General features: G+C 73.8%; 5 protein-coding genes. 1 reads left to right on the top strand and 4 read right to left on the bottom strand.

Annotated features, from left to right (window positions below; translation table 11 throughout):
• The 4 genes from ACFO60_RS39875 to ACFO60_RS39860 form a co-directional block, all read right to left on the bottom strand.
• Positions 1-1,093: beta-ketoacyl synthase N-terminal-like domain-containing protein (locus tag ACFO60_RS39875; protein ID WP_380852425.1), on the bottom strand; the 1,093-nt coding region annotated here is incomplete at its 3' end.
• Positions 1,094-1,097: 4 nt separating this feature from the next.
• Positions 1,098-11,705, bottom strand: a complete 10,608-nt coding sequence (locus ACFO60_RS39870) for an SDR family NAD(P)-dependent oxidoreductase (RefSeq protein ID WP_380852422.1) — start codon at positions 11,703-11,705, stop codon at positions 1,098-1,100.
• A gap of 46 nt (positions 11,706-11,751) precedes the next feature.
• The gene (locus ACFO60_RS39865; RefSeq protein WP_380852419.1) at positions 11,752-16,749 is read right to left on the bottom strand and encodes a type I polyketide synthase; all 4,998 of its coding nucleotides are present in this window, start codon (positions 16,747-16,749) and stop codon (positions 11,752-11,754) included.
• Between the two features lie 41 nt (positions 16,750-16,790).
• Complete coding sequence (locus tag ACFO60_RS39860) at positions 16,791-20,387, bottom strand: KR domain-containing protein (protein ID WP_380852428.1); 3,597 nt, start codon at positions 20,385-20,387, stop codon at positions 16,791-16,793.
• Between ACFO60_RS39860 and ACFO60_RS39855 the strand changes: the two genes are divergently transcribed.
• Positions 20,295-20,639, top strand: a 345-nt coding sequence (locus ACFO60_RS39855; RefSeq protein WP_380852431.1) for a hypothetical protein, incomplete at its 3' end; no start/stop codon positions are given. The genes ACFO60_RS39860 and ACFO60_RS39855 overlap by 93 nt on opposite strands.

Here is a 20,639-nt window from a genome sequence, read left to right as displayed (position 1 = left end):
CGATATTCGACTTGATCGACCCCAGCCACAACGGACGATCGCGATCCTGCCCATAGGTCGCCAGCAACGCCTGCGCCTCGATCGGATCACCCAGCGTCGTCCCGGTCCCATGCGCCTCCACCGCGTCGATCTGGTCGGCGGAGAGCCGCGCGTTCGCCAGCGCCTGGCGGATCACTCTTCGTTGCGAGGGGCCGTTCGGGGCGGTCAGGCCGTTGGACGCGCCGTCCTGGTTGACCGCCGACCCGCGCACCACCGCCAGCACCGGATGCCCGTTACGCCGCGCGTCCGACAACCGCTCCAGCAGCAGCATCCCGACGCCCTCGCCCCACGCGGTTCCGTCGGCGGACGCGGCGAACGACTTGCACCGGCCATCACGCGCCAACCCACGCTGACGGCTGAACTCGACGAACGTCTCCGGCGTCGCCATCACCGCCACCCCACCGGCCAACGCCAGCGAACACTCACCCGACCGCAACGCCTGACTCGCCAGATGGATCGCCACCAACGACGACGAACACGCCGTGTCCACCGTCACCGCCGGCCCCTCAAGACCGAACACATACGACACCCGGCCCGACGCGATCGCGCCCGTGCTGCTGTTGGTGACGTAGTCGTGGTACATCATCCCGGCGAACACCCCGGTCGAACTGCCCTTCAACGTCGCCGGATCGATACCCGCCCGCTCGAACGCCTCCCACGACGCCTCCAACAGCAGGCGCTGCTGCGGGTCCATGATCAAAGCCTCGTTCGGGCTGATCCCGAAGAACTCCGCGTCGAACTCCCCCGCCTCGTGCAGGAAGCCGCCCTCGCGGGTGTAGGTGGTGTTCGGCCGCTCGCCGGCCGGGTCGTACAGGTGGTCGACGTCCCAGTCGCGGTTGGCGGGGAATTCGGAGATGGCGTCGGTGCCCGTCGCGACCAGGTTCCACAGTGCCTCGGGCGAGTCGACGTCACCGGGGTAGCGGCAGGCCATGGCGACGATCGCGATCGGCTCGCGGGTCGCGGCGGTCAGCTTGCGCTGCTGCGCGCGGAGCCGTTCGGTCTCCTTCAGCGACGCGCGGAGGGCCTGAACCAGCTTCTCGTCAGAGGTGGTCATGTCTTCACGCTTCCCATGTCTCGTCATCGAGGTCTGCGGTGTCCAGTGCCATGCTGATCAGGCTGTCGGCGTCCATCACGTCGATCGATTCGCCCCCGCCGCCGCCGCCGTCGTCGGCCGTGGCGTGCTCCGCGCGGACACCCGCGAGCTGGAGCAGGCCCTCCATCAGTCCCGAGTCGCGGATCCGGCTCAGCGGGATCGACTGCAGGATCTTGCGGACCTGGTCCTCGCCCGGCCCGGCGGCCCCGTCGCGGCCCTTCTCGGGCGCGAGCTCGGCGCCGATGTGCTCGGCGAGGTCCCGGGCGCTCGGGTAGTCGAAGACCAATGTCGGCGGCAGCCGCAGTCCGGTGACGGAGTTGATCCTGTTGCGGAACTCGACCGCGCTCAGCGAGTCGAACCCCAGCTCGTTGAACGCCTTGTCCGGTTCGATGGCCGACGGTCCCGCGTGGCCCAGGATCACGGCGGCCTCGGCGCGGACGGCGTCGAGCAGCGCCGCCGCCCGTTCGTCTTCCGGCAGGCCGGCGAGGCGGTGCCGCAAGGTCGCCGGCGCGTCGGATCCGGCCTCCGCCGTCCGGCGTCTGACGCCGCGGACGAGACCGCGGAACAGCGCGGGCGTCTCCGCGCGGTCGCGCATGACGTCGAGGTCCACGCGGGCGGGGACGAGCACGGCCGCGTCCAGCGCCGTGGCCACGTCGAACAGCCGCAACGCCTGGCCGGCGTCCAGCGACCGGCCGCCCGTGCGGCCGACCCGCTGCTGGTCGGTCTCCGACAGGGTGCCGGCCATGCCGTCGCCGACGTCCCACAGGCCCCAGGCGAGGGACTGGGCGGGCAGTCCGGCGGCGCGCCGGCGCAGGGCCAGCGCGTCGAGGAAGGAGTTGGCCGCGGCGTAGTTGCCCTGACCGGCGACGCCGAGGACGCCCGCCGCTCCGGAGAACATCACGAACGCCGTCAGTTTCATGCTTTGGGTGAGTTCGTGCAGGTTCAGTGCGGCGTCGACCTTCGGGCGCAGGACCGCGTCCACGCGTTCGGGCGTCAGCGAGCCGATCACGCCGTCGTCGAGGACGCCGGCCAGGTGGACCACGCCGGTCAGCGACAGGCCGGAGAGCAGTTCGGCCGCCGCCGCTCGGTCGGCCAGGTCGCAGGCGACCATCGTGACCTCCGCGCCGAGTTCGGCCAGCTCCGACCGCAGTTCCGTCGCCCCTGGCGCGGAAGGCCCGCGACGGCTCGCCAGGATCAGGCTCCGCACGCCGCGGCTCTGGACCAGGTGCCGTGCGACCAGCCGCCCGAGCGCGCCGGTCCCGCCGGTGACCAGCACCGTGCCGCCGTCGTCGAAGACGCTCGCGTCCACGGCCGGTCCGGCGGGGACCCGGGCGAGCCGCGCGGCGTAGGCGACCGCGTCGCGGACCATCAGCTGCGGCTCGCCGGAGGCCAGGATGGAGGAGGCGGCGGCGGGCAGGTCCGCGCTGTCGTCCACGTCCACCAGCACGATGCGGCCGGGATTCTCCGACTGCGCGGACCGTACGAGCCCGCACACCGCCGCGCCGGCGAGGTCGTGCGGTTCCCCGCCGGGGAGCGCCGTCGCGCCGCGGGTGCGCACGATGAGCGTGGAGTCCGCGAAGCGGTCGTCGGCCAGCCAGTTCCGCACCGCTTCGAGCGTCCGGTGGAGGGCGGCGCGGACCGCCGCGGCGTCGTCTCCGCCCTCGACGGCCAGGATGACGACCTCGGGTACGGGGACTTCGCCGGTGAGCGCGTCCCATTCCGCCACCGTGATCGGCTCCGCCGCCGGGAGGGCGACCGGTGACCACTCGACCTGGAACAGCGAGTCGTGGAACGCCGGCCGGGCCGTCGCGAGCTGTTCGGCCGAGACCGGGCGCAGCGTCAGCGACGCCGCCGACGCGACCGGTCTGCCGGTGCCGTCGGCCGCGACCAGTTCGAGGGCGCCGCGTCCGGCGGGCGACAGCCGGACCCGCAGGTGGGAGGCGCCCGTCGCGTGCAGGGTCACCTGGGACCACGCGAACGGCAGCGCGGCCTGGTCGCCGAGGGTCCCGGTGAACATGGCCGCGTGGAGCCCGGCGTCGAGGATCGCCGGATGGATGCCGAACGCGCCGGCCTGTTCCTCCACCGGCGCGGGGAGGGTGATCTCGGCGTAGACGTCCTCGCCGGAGGTCCACACAGCGTTGAGCCCCTGGAAGGCCGGGCCGTACGCCAGGCCCGCCTCGGCCGTGGTCTCGTAGAAGCCCTTGAGATCCACGGAGGTGGCGCCGGGGGGCGGCCATGCGGACAGGTCGAACGACGGGGCGGCCGCGCCGGGCACGAGTGATCCGGTGGCGTGCCTGGTCCAGGCTGCGGCGTCGTCCTCACCGCGGGAGTAGACGTCCACGGATCGGGCGCCGGCGGCGTCGCCCGGTCCGACGACGACCTGCAGGGCGACTCCGCCGCGGTCGGGCAGAACCAGCGGCGACAGGATGGTCAGCTCGTCGACGGTCGCGCATCCGGCCTGGTCACCGGCTCTGATCGCCAGCTCCACGAATCCCGTGCCCGGGAAGATGACCATGTCGCCGAACACGTGGTCGGCCAGCCAGGGCTGCGCGGCCACCGACAGCCGTCCGGTCATGACGTAGGCGTCGGAGTCCGGCGAGGCGACGACGGCGCCGAGGAGGGGATGGCCGGGCACGTCGAGGCCGGCCGACGCGACGTCGCCGGATCCGGTCGACGCGCCCGCCCAGGCGTCCCGCCAGTAGTCCAGGGAGTTCAGCCAGAACCGCTGGCGCTGGAAGGCGTAGGTGGGCAGGTCCACCGATCGCGCGCCGCGGCCGCTGAAGAACCGTTCCCACGCGACCGGGACGCCGCGCACGTGGCAGGAGGCCAGCGCGGAGAGCACTTCCCGCGCTTCGTCGCCGTCGCGGCGGGTCAGGGGGACGAACACCGACCGGCCGTCGTCGGCGACACACGCGGCCCCCATGCCTGACAGCACCGCGTCCGGGCCGACCTCGACGAACCGGGTCACACCGTTGGATTCAAGGGTCCGCACCGCGTCGGCGAACCGGACCGGCTCGCGCACATGCCGCACCCAGTACTCCGGGGTGTCCAGGCCCTCGGCGAGTTCACCGGTCAGCGCCGACACCACCGGGACACGCGGTGCGCTGAACGACAGCCCCTGCACCACCGAGCCGAACTCGGCCAGCATCGGATCCATCAACGGCGAATGGAACGCGTGCGACACCCGAAGCCGCCGCACCTTGCGTCCGGACGCCTCGAACTCCCCGGCGATCTCCAGCACCGCCCGCTCGTCCCCGGACACCACCGCCGACGCGGGACCGTTCACCGCCGCGATGCCCACGAGCGCACACCCGGTCCGCGCCTCCAGTGCCGCGGTGACCTCGTCCTCGCCGGCGCCGATCGCCACCATCGCACCGCCCGACGGCAGAGCCTGCATCAACCCGCCACGCGCGGCCACCAGGGCCGCCGCGTCCGCCAGCGACATCACCCCCGCCACGTGCGCCGCCGCGACCTCACCGATCGAATGACCGGCGACGAAGTCCGGGCGCACACCCCAGGACTCCACCAGCCGGAACAGCGCCACCTCGAAAGCGAACAACCCCGCCTGAGCGAACACCGTCCGATCGAGCGCCGCGGCGTCGGAACCCCACAGCACATCGCGCACCGAACCGGCCACCTGCCCGTGTACGTGCCCGTTCAGGTGTCCGGCCAGGTGCCAGTCCAGTTCGGCCACCGCCGCGTCGAAGGCCTCGGCGAACACGGGGAACTTCGCGTGCAGCTCCCGGCCCATCCCCGGCCGCTGCGCGCCCTGGCCGGTGAACAGCAGGGCCGTGCCGCCCTTGACCGGCGCTCCGGCGTGCAGGCCCGGCGCCGTCTCGCCCTCGGCGAGCGCCGCCAGGCCGCGCCGGAAGTCGTCGGGTCCGGTGCCGAGGACGACGGCGCGGTGGTCCAGCAGCGTGCGGTCCTTGGCCAGGGAGTACCCGATGTCCAGGGGGCTCTGCCCGGTCTCGGTGCCGAGGTGGGACAGCAGGCGCTCGGCCTGTGACCGGAGGGCGTGTTCGGTCTTCCCCGACAGCACCCAGGGGATCGCCGGCTCTCCGTCGCGCTTCTCCTCGGGGGCGGCGGTCTCGGCGTCCGAGGACGGCGCCTGTTCGATGATGACGTGCGCGTTGGTGCCGCTGATACCGAACGACGACACCCCCGCCCGCCGCGGATGCCCGTTCTGCGGCCACTCCCGCGCCTCGGTCAGCAACCGCACATCACCCGCCGACCAGTCCACATGCGGCGTCGGCTCATCCACATGCAACGTCTTGGGCATCACCCCGTGGCGCATCGCCTGCACCACCTTGATCACACTCGCCACACCCGCAGCAGCCTGCGTATGACCGATATTCGACTTGATCGACCCCAGCCACAACGGACGATCACGATCCTGACCGTAAGTCGCCAGCAACGCCTGCGCCTCGATCGGATCACCCAGCGTCGTACCCGTCCCGTGCGCCTCCACCGCGTCCACCTCGGACGCCGGCACTCCGGCGTTCGCGAGCGCCTGACGGATCACCCGCCGCTGGGAGGGGCCGTTCGGCGCCGTGAGCCCGTTTGACGCGCCGTCCTGGTTGATCGCGGTGCCGCGCACCACGGCGAGCACCCGGTGCCCGTTCTTGCGCGCGTCCGACAGGCGCTCGACCAGCAGCACGCCGACGCCCTCCGCCCAGCTCGTCCCGTCGGCGGCGGCCGCGAACGGCTTGGTGCGGCCGTCACGCGACATTCCGCGCTGCCGGGTGAACTGGACGAACACCTCCGGGGTCGCCATCACGGTCACGCCGCCCGCGAGCGCCAGTGAGCACTCGCCCGACCGCAGCGCCTGCACCGCCAGGTGCAGCGCGACCAGGGACGACGAGCAGGCGGTGTCCACGGTGACCGCGGGACCTTCGAGCCCGAACACGTACGACACCCGGCCCGACGCGATGGCGCCGGTGCCGCTGTTGGCGGCGTAGTCGTGGTAGGACAGCCCGGCGAACACCCCGGTCTTGCTGCCGCGCAGGGACTCCGGGTCGATGCCGGCCCGCTCGAACGCCTCCCACGAGGTCTCCAGCAGCAGCCGCTGCTGCGGGTCCATGATCAGCGCCTCGTTCGGGCTGATCCCGAAGAAGGCCGGGTCGAAGTCCGCCGCGTCGTGCAGGAAGCCGCCCTCGCGCGTGTGGCTGGTGTTCGGCCGCTGAGCGGCCGGGTCGTACAGTTCCTCGATGTCCCAGCCGCGATCGTCGGGGAACGGGGTGATGACGTCGCGGGCCTCGGCGACGATCCGCCACAGATCGTCGGGGGAGGCCACCCCGCCGGGGTAGCGGCAGGCCATGGCGACGATCGCGATGGGGTCGTCGTCGGACGAGGTCCGCTGCGCGGTGACCGGGCCGGTCGCGGCGTCCGCCGTCCCTCCGACGGTGGCGGCCAGGTACCTGGCCACCGCGCGCGCGTTCGGGTGGTCGAAGACCAGGCTGGTGGGCAGCCGCAGGCCGGTCGCCGTGTTGAGCCGGTTGCGCAGTTCGACGGCGGCGAGGGAGTCGAAGCCGAGCTCCTGGAAGGCGCGGCCGGGCTCGATCTCGTCCATGGTGTCGTGCCCGAGCACCCCCGCCACCAGGCCGCGGACCATGTCCAGCAGCACGGCGTCGCGTTCGTCGTCGGCCAGGCCGGCCAGCCGGCGCTCCAGGTTCGAGGTGACGGCGGCGCGGCCGGACGCCGCCGCCTGCCGGGCCCGCGCGGGGACGAGCCCGCGCAGCAGGGCGGGGAGCTCGTCGGTGCGGGACCGCAGCACCGTCCGGTCCACCCGGAGGGCGACCGGAGCGGTCTCGCCGGTGGCGACCGCGGCGTCGAACAGCGCCAGGCCGTCCTCGGTCGGCAGGGCCGGCAGGCCCTCGCGCCGCATCCGCTGTTCGGCGTCCGCCAGGGAGTCGGCGAGGCCGGTCTGCACTCCCCACAGGCCCCAGGCGATGGCGGTGGCGGGCAGGCCGGACGCTCTGCGCCGGGCGGCGAGCGCGTCCAGGAAGACGTTCGCCGCGGCGTAGTTGCCCTGGCCGGCGGCCAGCACCAGGCCGCCTGCCGAGGAGAACAGCACGAACGCGGACAGGTCCAGGTGCTCGGTGAGCTCATGCAGGTGCCAGGCCGCGTCCACCTTGGGCCTCAGCACCGTGTCCATCCGCTCGGGGGTCAACGCCTCGGTGAGCCCGTTGTCGACCACGCCGGCCGCGTGCACGACGCCGGTCAGCGGGTGCTCGGCCGGGATGCCGGCCAGCAGTCGCGCGACGGCGTCCCGGTCGCCCACGTCGCACGCCACCACGTCCACCTCGGCGCCCGTCGCCGTAAGCTCGGCGACCAGCTCCGCGGCGCCCGGCGCGTCCATGCCGCGGCGGCTGGTCAGCACCAGACGCCGCGCCCCGTGCTCGGCGACCAGGTGCCTGGCCACCAGCGCGCCGAGGCCGGTGGTGCCGCCGGTGACGAGCACGGTGCCGCGCCAGGGCGAGGCGGGCGCGGGCTGTTCGAGCGGCCGGTCGACGCGGGCGAGGCGGGGCACCAGGACGCGGCCCTCGCGGACCGCCGTCTCGGGCTCGGCCGTGGCGACCGCGGCCTGTACGGCCCCGGCCGAGGCGGGCGCGCCGTCGATGTCGACCAGGCCGAACCGGCCGGGGTTCTCGGCCTGCGCCGCGCGCACCACGCCCCAGACGGGCGCCTGGACCACATCGGTCGCGTCGCCGCCGTCGATGGTGACGGCGTGCCGCGTCACCACGACCAGCTTCGAGGACGCGTACCGGTCGTCCGCGAGCCATGCCTGAACCGTGCCGAGCACCTGGTCCGCCAGCGTGCGCACCGCCGCCGGCACCTCGCCGTCCGGTGTGGCGCACTCCAGGACGACGGTGCCCGGCACCTGGCCGTCGGGTGGGAGGTCCTCCCATCGCGCCAATGGCGGGCCGGCGGCCTCGCCCGCCGGGATGGGCGACCATTGGACGCCGTACAGCGACGGCGCGCGGCGCGCGGCGCCCGCGGGTTCGGCGAACGTCACCGACTCAGCGGAGGCCACGGCCGTCCCTGTCGCGTCGGCCGCCCGCAGCGACGCCTCGTTCTCGTTCCGCCAGGACAGTTCCAGGCGCAGGGTGTCCGCGCCGATCGCGTGCAGGGTGAAGCCCCGCCACGCGACGGGGACCAGGGCCTGGTCGTCCCGGTCGGCGGTGAGCGCCTCGCGCAGCGCCGCGTCGAGCAGCGCGGGGTGCAGTCCGAAGCGCTTGCCCTGGTCGTGGATCTGTTCGGGCAGCGTGACCTCGGCGAACGTTCGTCCCGGACGCCGTCCCGCCGCGTCGTGGTCCTGCCCGCCGACCTCGGCGGGCGGCCACTCCCCCGGCTCGAACGCGGGCGCCCGGCCCCATGGGGCGAGCACTCCCTCGGCGTGCGGCGTCCATTCCGCGCCGGGCGCCCGGGAGTAGATCCGCACCGAGCGGCGGCCGGACTCGTCCGAGGCGCCCACCACGACCTGGACGGCGACCGCGCCCCGCTCCGGCAGCAGCAGCGGCGTCCCGAGGGTGAGCTCCTCCACCACGCCGCAGCCGACCTCGTCGCCCGCTCGCACGGCCAGTTCGAGCAGGCCGGTGCCCGGCAGCAGGGTCGCGCCGTTCACGGCGTGTTCGGCCAGCCACGGATGCGTGCCCGCCGACAGCGACCCGGTGAGCATCACGCCGTCGGAGTCGGCGGAGGGCACCACCGCGCCCAGCAGCGGGTGCTCGGCCACCTCCAGGCCGACCGCGCCCACGTCTCCCGCGCCCGCCGTGGCGTCGACCCAGTAGCGTTTGTGCTGGAAGGCGTAGGTGGGCAGGTCCACCCGGCGGGCGCCGGTGCCGGCGAAGAAGGCGGGCCAGTCCACCGCGACCCCGCCCGCGTACGCCTGGCACAGGCCGCGGACCAGTTCGTCCTCCTCGTCGCGTCCCCGCCGTGAGGTGGCCGCCAGGACCGCGTCCTCCGCGTCGGCCAGGCAGTCGCCGGCGATCGCGGACAGGACGGCGTCCGGTCCGAGTTCGACGAACCGGGTGACGCCGTTGATCTCAAGGGCACGCACCGCGTCGCAGAACCGCACCGGCTCGCGCACGTGCCGCACCCAGTAGCCCGGCGAGTCCAGGCCCTCGGCCGGCTGGCCGGTCACCGCCGACACCACCGGGATGTCCGGCCGCGACAGGGAGAGCTCGCCCACGACCTGCGCGAACGCGGTCAGCATCGGGTCCATCAACGGCGAGTGGAACGCGTGCGACACCCGGAGCCGCCGCACTTTGCGTCCGGCCGCCTCGAACTCCGCGGCGACGCGCAGCACCGTTCGCTCGTCCCCGGACAGCACCACCGACGAAGGGCCGTTCACCGCCGCGATGCCGACCAGCGCGGACCCCGCCCGCACGTCGAGCACGGCGGCGACCTCGTCCTCGCCGGCGGCGATCGCGACCATCGCGCCGCCTCGCGGCAGGGCCTGCATCAACGCGCCACGCGCCGCCACCAGGGCCGCCGCGTCCGCCAGCGACATCACCCCCGCCACATGCGCCGCCGCGACCTCACCGATCGAATGCCCGGCGACGAAGTCCGGGCGCACTCCCCAGGACTCCAGCAGCCGGAACAGCGCCACCTCGAAGGCGAACAGCCCTGCCTGGGCGAACACCGTCTGGTCGAGCGCCGTGGCGTCCGAACCCCACAGCACCTCCCGCAGCGAACCGGTCACCGGCTTGTCGGCCTGCCCGTCCAGGTGCCGGGCCAGGTGTTCGTCCAGCGCGTTCACCGCCGCGTCGAACGCCTCGGCGAACACCGGGAAGCCCGCGTGCAGCTGCCGGCCCATTCCGAGCCGCTGCGCGCCCTGGCCGGTGAACAGGAAGGCCGTGCCGCCCGCGAGGGGCGTTCCGGCGTGCACTCCAGGGACGGCCTCGCCGCCGGCCAGCGCCGCCAGGCCCCGCAGCAGCTCGGCGCGGTCCTGGCCGACCACGACCGCGCGGTTCTCCAGCGCGGCGCGCGAGGTGGCCAGCGAGAAGCCGACGTCCGCCGGCGACAGCTCCGGCCGGGCTTCCACATGCTCCAGCAGGCGCCGTGCCTGGGCGCGCAGACCGCTCTCGCCGTGCCCGGAGACCGGCCAGGGAAGCAGGCGCCCCGCGGGCCGGCTCCGCGGGTCCCGGTCCGGGACGGCGGTCTCGTCCGTGGCCGGGGGCTCATCGCGCGGAGCCTCCTCGATGATCACGTGCGCGTTGGTGCCGCTGACGCCGAAGGAGGAGACGCCGGCCCGGCGCGGGTGGCCGTTCTGCGGCCAGGCGACGGCATCGGTGAGCAGCCTGACCTCGCCCGCCGTCCAGTCGACGTGGGACGACGGCTCCGAGACGTGCAGGGTCTTCGGCATCAGGCCGTGGCGCATCGCCTCGACCATCTTGATCACGCCGCCGACGCCCGCCGCGGCCTGCGCGTGGCCGATGTTCGACTTCAACGACCCGAGCCAGAGCGGCCGTCCCTCGGCACGCGCCCGCCCGTAGGTGGCCAGCAGGGCCTGCGCCTCGATCGGATCGCCCAGTGTGGTCCCGGTGCCGTGCCCTTCCACGACGTCGACCTCGTCCGCGCGCAGCCGGGCGCCGGCCAGCGCCTGCCGGATCACCCGCTGCTGGGCGTTGCCGTTCGGCGCGGTGAGGCCGTTCGACGCGCCGTCCTGGTTGACCGCCGATCCGCGCACCACGGCCAGGACCGGGTGGCCGTGGCGCCGGGCGTCGGACAGGCGCTCCAGCAGCAGCATCCCGGCCCCCTCCGACCAGCCGGTGCCGTCGGCGTCGTCGGAGAACGACTTGCAGCGGCCGTCGGGCGCGAGCCCGCGCTGGCGGCTGAACACGATGAACGGCCCCGGGGTCGACATGACCATGACGCCGCCCGCCAGGGCCAGCGAGCACTCCTCCCGCCGCAGCGCCTGGGCCGCGAGGTGCAACGCCACCAGGGAGGAGGAGCACGCCGTGTCGATGGTGACGGCCGGCCCCTCCAGGCCCAGGGTGTAGGAGACCCGCCCGGCGATGACCGAGGACGCGCTGGCCGTGGTCATGTACGCCTCGGCCAGCTCCGGGGCGGCGTCCAGCACGTAGGCGTAGTCCTGCATGCCGGAGCCCGCGAAGACCCCGACGTGGTCGCCTCGCACCGACAGCGGGTCGACGCCCGCGCGCTCGAACGCCTCCCAGCAGACCTCCAGCATCAACCTCTGCTGGGGGTCCATCGCACGGGCCTCTTTGGGGCTGATGCCGAAGAATCCCGGGTCGAAGCCGGTCACGTCGTTGACGAAGCCGCCCTCGCTCACGTAGCTGGTGCCGGTGCGGCCGGCGTCGTGGTCGTGCAGGCCGTCGAGGTTCCAGCCGCGGTCGGCGGGGAACTCGGAGATCGCGTCGGTGCCGTCCGCGACCAGGCGCCACAGGTCCTCCGGGGAGGTCACCCCGCCCGGATAGCGGCAGGCCATGGCGATGATCGCGATGGGCTCGCCTTCGCGGCCTTCGACCTCCTTCAGCCGCGTGCGGGCCTGCTGCAGGTCCGTGGTGACCCGCTTGAGGTATTCGAGGAGCTTTTCGTCGTTCGCCATGTCCCGTCCCCAGGTCATCTGCTAAAGAAAGCCGCTGTATGCCAGCTCAGGCGAGCCCGAGTTCGCGATCGATGAAGTCGAACACCTCGTCGGCCGAGGCGTCCGCGAGGTCGTGTCCCGTATCCGTTCCGCCGCCCGCCGTCGCGGTCAGGCGCTCCATCAGGGTCCGCATCCGCCCGACGATCCCCGTCCGCTCGATCTCCTCCGGCGCGAGGGCGATGGCCGCCTGTTCGAGCCGGTCCAGGTCGGCGAGCAGCGGCAGCGCCTCGGCGCCGCCGCCGTCCTGGCACAGCTCGTTCCGCAGGTACCTCGCGAGCTCCGCCGGGGTGGGAAAGTCGAAGATCATGGTGGTCGGCAGGGCGCGTCCCGTGGCGGCGCTCAGCCGGGTCCGAAGGTCGACCGCGGAGACGGAGTCGAAGCCGAGGTCGCCGAAGGTCCGGTCGGGGCCGACCGCGGCCGCGTCGTCGTGGCCGAGCAGCGCCGCCACGTGGTCGCGTACCAGGTCGAGCAGCGTACGGGCCTGCTCGGCCTCGGACATGCCCGCGAGGGCGGCGGCCAGGTCCTGCCCGGAGGAGGATTCGGCCTTCTCCTCGCCTGCGAGGATCTCGGCCACCTCCGGCAGGGCGTCCAGCAGCGGGCGCCGCCGGGCCAGCGTGTAGGTGGGGGCGAACCGGGCCCACTGCACGTCGGCGACCACCAGGTGGCTCTCGTCGTGGTCGAGCGCCTGCCCGAGGGCGGCGATCGCCGTCCTCGGCGCCATGACCGGCATGCCCATCCGCCGCAGCATCGCGCTCAGCTCGGCGTCCACCATGCCGCCGTCCCACGAGCCCCAGGCGATCGACGTCGCGGTGCGTCCGCCCGCCCTGCGCCGGTGCGCGATCGCGTCGAGCACGGCGTTGGCGGCGGCGTAGGCCGCCTGCCCGGCGCTTCCCCAGATCGCCGATCCGGAGGAGAAGAGCACGAAGGCGTCCAGCGGCCGGTCGCCCAGCACCTGGTCCAGATGCAGGGCGCCCGCCACCTTGGCCCTGGCGACCTCGGCGAACTCCGCGATCGTCAGCTCGGAGAGCGACGCGATGCGTTGCGAGACACCGGCCGCGTGCACCACCGCCGTCAGGTCATGCTCCGGCAGCGCGCCGAGCAGCCGGCTCACCGACTCCCGGTCGCCCACGTCGCAGGCGGTGATCGTCACGCGGGCTCCGAGCGCGGCCAGCTCGGCCGCCAGCTCGCCGGCGCCCTCGGCCGCCATGCCCCGGCGGCTGGTCAGGACGAGGTGTTCCGCGCCTCCGGCCGCGAGCATGCGGGCGACGTGCGCGCCGAGGCCGCCCGTCCCGCCGGTGATCAAGATGGTGCCGCGGGGACGCCAGGCCCGCTCCGGCCGGGCGAGCGGCGCGGTCCCGCCGAGTCGCGCCCGTACCATGCGCCGCGCGAACAGCCCTGCCGTCCGCACCGCGATCTGGTCCTCGCCGTCCGTCCTGGACAGCGCGTCGCACAGCCGGCCCACGGCGGTCTCGTCGGGTTCGCCGGGCAGGTCGACCACGCCGCCCCAGGTGTCCGGGTGGTCCAGCGCGAGGCCGGCGGCGAGTCCCCACACGGCGGCCTGCGCCGGGGCGGACACCTCCGCGGAGCCGGTAACCGCCACCGCTCCGGCGGTGACGCACCACAGCGGCGCGGTCACGCCGGCGTCGCCGAGGGCTTGGACCAGCGCCACCGTGCCGGCGCATCCGGCCGACAGCTCGGGATGGAGCGGGTGCGGGCGGTCGTCGAGCGCGAGCAGCGACAGGACGCCGTCCGGCGACTCGCCGCCGGACCACCGGCGGAGCAGTTCCCCGAGGTCGGCGCGCTCCCCTGCCTCGACCGTGACGACGTCCACGCCGCGGTCGCGCAGTCCCCTGACGACCGGGGCGACCGTCTCGCCCGCGTGGCCGGCCGGGGGGACGGCGACGATCCAGGTTCCGGAGAGGGTGGTTTCGGGCCGCTCCGCGATCGGCCTCCATGCGATCTTGTACCGCCACGAGTCCACGACGTTGTGATCGCGGTGGTCGTCCCACAGGTCCGACAGCGCCGGGACCACCTCGCCGAGCGCGTCGGGCGCGACGTCCAGCCGGTCGGCGAGCGACGCCAGGTCCTCCTGCCGCAAAGCGTCCCAGAATCCGGACTCTCCCAGGTCGGCGGGCCCCGACGGGCCGGACGTGGACTCCGCCCAGTAGTGCAGGCGCTGGAAGGCGTAGGTGGGGAGGTCCACGCGCCTGGCGCCCCTCCCGGCGAAGAAGGCGGGCCAGTCGACGGCCATCCCGCGCGCATGTGCCTGCGCGAGAGCGAGGACGGCCTGCCGTTCCTCGTCGCGGTCGCGCCGGGACAGCGGCACGAACACCGAGTCGCCGTCCTGTGCGACGCAGTCGGGCCCTATGCCCGACAGCACCGCGTCCGGGCCGACCTCGACGAACCGGGTCACACCGTTGGATTCAAGGGTCCGCACCGCGTCGGCGAACCGGACCGGCTCACGCACATGCCGCACCCAATACCCCGGCGAGTCCAGGCCCTCGGCGAGTTCACCGGTCAACGCCGACACCACCGGGACACGCGGCGCGCTGAACGACAGCCCCTCCACCACCGAGGCGAACTCCGCCAGCATCGGATCCATCAACGGCGAATGGAACGCATGCGACACTCGAAGCCGCCGCACCTTACGCCCGGACGCCTCAAACTCCCCGGCGACCTCCAGCACCGCCCGCTCGTCCCCCGACACCACCACCGACGCGGGACCGTTCACCGCCGCTATCCCCACAAGCGCCGACCCCGCCGCCCCGGCCCGTGCCTGCAACGCCTCCAGCGCCGCCGCGACCTCCTCCTCGCCGGCGCCGATCGCCACCATCGCCCCACCCGATGGCAGGGCCTGCATCAACGTGCCACGCGCCGCCACCAGGGCCGCCGCATCCGCCAGCGACAACACCCCCGCCACATGCGCCGCGGCGATCTCACCGATCGAATGACCGGCGACGAAGTCCGGACGAACTCCCCAGGACTCCACCAACCGGAACAACGCCACCTCAAAAGCGAACAACCCCGCCTGAGCGAACACCGTCCGATCCAGCACCGCAGCATCGGAACCCCACAGCACATCCCGCAGCGAACCAGCCGCATCGCCGGTCAGCCGGCCGCCCACCAGCCCAGCCACCCGACCCGACACCTGCTCGGCCGCCTGGCCGGCTGCGGACTCGGCCGCGAGCCCAGCCGGCGGACCGTCCGAGTGACGGGCCAGATGCGGGGCCAGGTGCTTGTCCAGCTCGGCCACCGCCGCGTCGAACGCCTCGGCGAACACCGGGAACTCGGCGTGCAACTCCCGGCCCATCCCCAGCCGCTGCGCGCCCTGACCGGTGAACATCGACGCCACCCGGCGATCGGGACGCGCCACGTCGCAGACGACGTCGGCGGCCGCCCTGCCCTCGGCCACCGCGCGCAGCCCGCGCAGGAGTTCCTCCCGGTCGGCGGCGACGACGACGGCGCGGTGCTCCAGCGCCGCGCGCGTGGTCGCCAGCGAGAACGCGAGGTCGACGGGCGCCGGCCCGGGCGAGGACGCGAGATGTGACAGCAGGTGTGCCGCCTGCGCGCGCAGCGCGTCGGAACTCCTGGCCGAGACGACCAGCGGGACCGCCGAGGCTCGCCCTGCGGGCCGGGCGGGGGTCTCGTCGGGGGCGGCCGGCGGCGCCTGCTCGATGATGACGTGCCCGTTGGTTCCGCTGAGGCCGAAGGAGGAGACGGCGGCCCGGCGCGGATGCCCGTTCTCCGGCCAGGCGGTGGCCTCCGTGAGCAGCCGGATGTTCCCGTCCGACCAGTCGACCTTGGGCGTCGGCTCGTCCACGTGCAGCGTCTTGGGCAGCTGCCCGTGGCGCATCGCCTGCACCATCTTGATCACACCGGCGACACCCGCGGCGGCCTGCGCGTGGGCGATGTTCGACTTCAGCGATCCCAGCCACAGCGGGCGGTCGCGGTCCTGTCCGTAGGTGGCCAGCAACGCCTGCGCCTCGATCGGGTCGCCCAGCGTCGTCCCGGTCCCGTGCGCCTCCACGGCGTCCACGTCGGAGGCCGACAGTCCCGCGTTCGCGAGCGCCTGGCGGATCACCCGCTGCTGCGAAGGACCGTTCGGCGCCGTGAGGCCGTTGCTGGCCCCGTCGGAGTTGACCGCCGACCCGCGCAGGACGGCGAGCACCTCATGACCGTTGTCGAGAGCGTCGGACAGCTTCTCCAGCAGCAGGAGGCCGACGCCTTCACCCCAGGCGGTGCCGTCGGCCGCCGCGGCGAACGATTTGCACCGGCCGTCGGGCGACAGCCCGCGGTCCTGGCTGAACCCCACGAACGAGTCGGGCCGCGCCATGACGGTCACCCCGCCGGCCACCGCGAGCGAGCACTCGCCGGTACGCAGGGCCTGGCTCGCCCAGTGCATGGCGACCAGGGACGACGAGCAGGCGGTGTCGACCGAAACCGCCGGGCCTTCGAGCCCGAGCGTGTAGGCGACCCGGCCGGACGCGACACTGGCCATGCCGCCGGCGCCGCCGCCCACGGCGTAGTCGTGGTAGACGATGCCGACGAACACGCCGGTCCGGGTTCCGCGCACCGACGTCGGATCGATCCCCGCGCGTTCGAACAGCTCCCAGGCGTTCTCCAGCAGGAGCCGCTGCTGGGGATCGGTCTCCCGGGCCTCGCGCGGGCTCATCTTGAAGAAGTCCGCGTCGAACTCGCCGGCGTCGTGCAGGAACCCGCCTTCCCGCGCGTAGGTCTTCCCCGGGGTGGCGGGCCGCGGGTCGTACAGTCCGCCGACGTCCCAGCCGCGGTTCTCGGGGAGCGAGGACACCCCGTCGGCGCCGGTCGCCACCAGGTGCCAGAGATCTTCGGGTGAGCGGACCCCGCCGGGGAAACGGCAGCTCATCCCGATGATCGCGATCGGTTCACGGTTCCCGGCCTCGGCCTCGCGCAGGCGCCGCCGCGTGTCCTGGAGCTCGGCGGTGGCGCGCTTGAGGTACGCCCGCAGCTTCTCGTCGTTGCTCATCTATGCCTCAATCAGCCTCTCGACCGGAGTGACGCCGTGCATCAGGAGACCCCGAGCTCGCCGTCGAGCACCTCGAACAGCTCGTCGTCGGTCGCGGATTCGTAGTCGTGGCCGGCCAGGACGCGGAGCGCCCCGCCGTGCGCGTCGTTCCACTTGCGGAGCAACGCCTCCAGCCGGGCGCTGACGGAGGCGAAGTCGCCGTTGACCGGGGTGAACGCCGCCAGCGCCGCCTCCAGACGCTGGAACTCGCCGAGCACGGGCCGCATCAGGTCCGTCTCCGGCGTGCCGATCAGGTCGTCGACGTGCCCGGCGACCGCGCGGCACGTCGGGTGGTCGAACGCGAGAGTGGCAGCCAGCCGCGCGCCGGTCGCCGTGGTGAGCCGTTTGCGCAGCTCGACCGCGGCGAGCGAGTCGAACCCGAGCTCCTGGAAGGCCCGATCGGGTTCCACCGCGCTCGTGGACGGGTGGCCCAGCACCGCGGCCACGTGCGTCTGGACCAGTTCGAGCAGGACGCGTCCGCGTTCCTCCCGGCTCGCTCCGGCCAGGCGGCGGCGCAGATCATCGCCGGAGCTCGCGTCGGGCCGCCGCAGCGGAACGCGCACCACCCCTCGCAGGAGCGCGGGGAGTTCGGTCGCCGCCGCCCGCAGGACGCCGTGGTCGAGGTGCAGCGGCACCAGCACCGGCTCGGCGCAGCCGAGGCCACGGTCGAGCAGGTCCAGGCCGGCGGGGCCGGTCAGGGTGGGCAGGCCCAGCCGGCTCAGCCGCCGCCGCGTCCCGTCGTCGTCCGGATCGTCCCCAACGTCCCACGGGCCGTACGCGAGCGAGAGGGCGGGCAGACCGAGCGAGCGCCGGTGCCAGGCGAGCGCGTCAAGGAAGGCGCTCGCGGCGGCGTGGTTGGCCTGGCCGGTTCCGTACATCAGCCCGCTGGACGAGGACACGAGCACGAACGCGCCGAGCTCGGTCCGGCAGGTCAGCTCGTGCAGGTTCCACGCGGCGTCGATCTTCGGCCGCAGCACCCGGGTAAGTCGCTCCTCGGTGAGCGTGCCGATGAGCGCGTTGTCCACGGCGTCGGAGGCATGGACCACCGCGACCAGCGGGCGGTCGGCGGGGATGTCGAGCAGCAGCTTCGCCAGCTCGTCCCGGTCAGCCGGGTCACACGCCGAGACGGTCACCTCGGCGTCGAGGCCGGGCGGTGGCGTCGCGTCGGCGTCGCCGAGCAGCAGCAGGTGCCGGACGCCGTGCGCCGACACGAGATGCCGGGCGAGCCGCGCGCCGACGCCGCAGGTGCCCCCGGTGACGAGGACGGTGCCGGACGACAGCGACGGCCGCCAGCCGGTCGAGGCGACCTTCGCCAGCCGTGGTGTCAGGATCGTGCCCGCGCGCACGGCGACCTCCGCCTCTCCGGTGGCGAGCGCGGCCGGCAGCGCGGCGCGGGACAGCGGGGAGGCGTCGAGATCCGCCAGCACGAACCGGCCGGGGTGTTCGGCCTGCGCGGCGCGCACCAGCCCCCAGACCGGGGCCTGCCGTACATCCACCGCGTCGCCCCCTGCGGGGACGGCGCCTCGCGTGACCACGACAAGTCTCGCGTCGGCCAGGCCGTCCTCTGCCGGCCAGCGACGCATCAGGTCCAGCACCGCCGCCGCGGTCGAGCGCGCGCCGGCGGCCGCGTCGCCGCCGAGCGGCGGGCAGGCGTACAGCACGAGGTCCGGGACGCGCGCGTCGACCGATCCGACGAGCGCGGAGAGATCTGAATGAACCGGCACATCGAGCCCGAAGTCGTCGTCTCCCAGCACCGCCCAGTCTTCAGTGCCTCTGTCACCGGCCGCCGGCTCCGCGCGCTGCCAGTCCACGCGGAACAGCGCTCCCGCGCCGCTTCCGCCACCGGCCGCGAGCTGCTCCGCGCCGACCGGCCGGGACACCACCGATCTCGCCTCCAGCACCGGCCGGCCGTGTCCGTCGGTCACCGCCAGCTCGACGCCGCCGTGCGCCGACGGCGTGATCCGCGCCCGGAGCTCGGTGACGCCGGCGGTGTGGAGCGACACACCGGTCCAGGCGGCCGGTTGCACGGTGACGTCATCGGCGGCCCCTCCCCCGGCGAGCCGGGAGACCTGCAACGCCGCGTCCAGCAGTGCCGGGTGGAGGGAGAAACGCCCGGCCTGCGCGTCCTCCGGGAGGGCGACCTCCGCGAACACCTCGTCCCCGCGCCGCCACGCCGCCCGGAGTCCCTGGAACGTCGGGCCGTAGCCGTAACCGCGTCGCAGCAGCAGCCGGTGCGCGTCTTCAACGTCGACGGGCTCCGCGCCCGGCGGCGGCCATTCGACGCGCCCGCCGGGTGTTCCCGCTCCGGTGGCGAGGAGGCCGGTCGCGTGACGCGTCCACGGCAGGTCGTCGCCGTTCCCGCGTGAGTAGACGCTCACGGGCGTGTCGCCCGCCTCGTCGGGGGCGTCCACGACGACGCGCAGGGCCAGTGACCCGCTCTCGGGGAGACACATCGGCGCGTCGACGGTGAGTTCCCGCACCACGTCGCGGCCCACCTGGTTCGCGGCGTGCATCGCCAGGTCCAGGAAGCCGGTCGCGGGGAACACGGCCGTGCCCCGCAGGTCGTGATCGGCGAGCCAGGGATGCGTGGTCAGGGACACGCTTCCGGTCAGCACCAGCCCGCCGGTATGCGGCAGGGCGACCGCGGCGGCGAGCAGCGGATGCTCCATCGACTCCTGGCCGATCCCCGAGACGCCACCCGTCGTCGGTGCGGTCAGCCAGTAGTCCTGGCGCTGGAAGGCGTAGGTGGGCAGGTCCACCCGCCGGGCGCCGGTCCCGGCGAACAACGCCGACCAGTCCACCGCCACACCCACCGCATGCAACTGCCCCACACCCGAAACCACCGACACCGGCTCCACCCGGCCCCGACGCACCAACGGCACGAACACCGCCTCACCGTCCTGGGCAACACAGTCAGGCCCCATCCCCGACAGCACCCCATCCGGGCCGACCTCGACGAACCGGGTCACACCCTTCGCCTCAAGAGTCCGCACCGCGTCGGCGAACCGGACCGGCTCACGCACATGCCGCACCCAATAGCCCGGCGAGTCCAGGCCCTCGGCCACCTCACCGGTCAACGCCGACACCACCGGGACACGCGGCGCGCTGAACGACAGCCCCTCCACCACCGAGCCGAACTCCGCCAGCATCGGATCCATCAACGGCGAATGGAACGCATGCGACACCCGAAGCCGCCGCACCTTACGCCCGGACGCCTCGAACTCCGCGGCGATCTCCAGCACCGCCAGCTCATCCCCCGACACCACCACCGACGAAGGACCGTTCACCGCCGCTATCCCCACAAGCGCAGACCCCACCGCACCCCCGGACCGCGCCTTCAACGCCTCCAGCGCCGCCGCGACCTCCTCCTCGCCGGCGCCGATCGCCACCATCGCCCCACCCGACGGCAGAGCCTGCATCAACACGCCACGCGCCGCCACCAAAGCCGCCGCATCCGCCAGCGACAACACCCCCGCCACATGCGCCGCCGCGATCTCACCGATCGAATGACCGGCCACAAAATCCGGACGCACACCCCAGGACTCCACCAGCCGGAACAACGCCACCTCAAAAGCGAACAACCCCGCCTGAGCGAACACCGTCCGATCCAGCACCGCAGCGTCAGAACCCCACAGCACATCCCGCAACGAACCAGCCGCATCACCGGTCAGCCGGCCGCCCACCAGCCCAGCCACCCGACCCGACACCTGCCCAGCCGCCTGGTCGTCGACCTGCCCAGCCATCTGGCCGTCCACGAGCCCAGCCGAAGCCAGGTGACGAGCCACATGCGGGGCCAGGTGCTCGTCCAGCTCGGCCACCGCCGCGTCGAACGCCTCGGCGAACACCGGGAA

Source organism: Sphaerisporangium dianthi, from assembly GCF_042654065.1.
Classification (GTDB): domain Bacteria; phylum Actinomycetota; class Actinomycetes; order Streptosporangiales; family Streptosporangiaceae; genus Sphaerisporangium; species Sphaerisporangium dianthi.
The sequence above is the reverse complement of the archived record's forward strand: the minus strand, read 5'-3'. Positions and strand labels throughout refer to the sequence as shown.

Coding starts and splice junctions, on each gene's coding strand:
- ACFO60_RS39870 (WP_380852422.1), bottom strand. CDS start 11,705: ATGGCGAACGACGAAAAGCTCCTCGAATACCTCAAGCGGGTCACCACG.
- ACFO60_RS39865 (WP_380852419.1), bottom strand. CDS start 16,749: ATGAGCAACGACGAGAAGCTGCGGGCGTACCTCAAGCGCGCCACCGCC.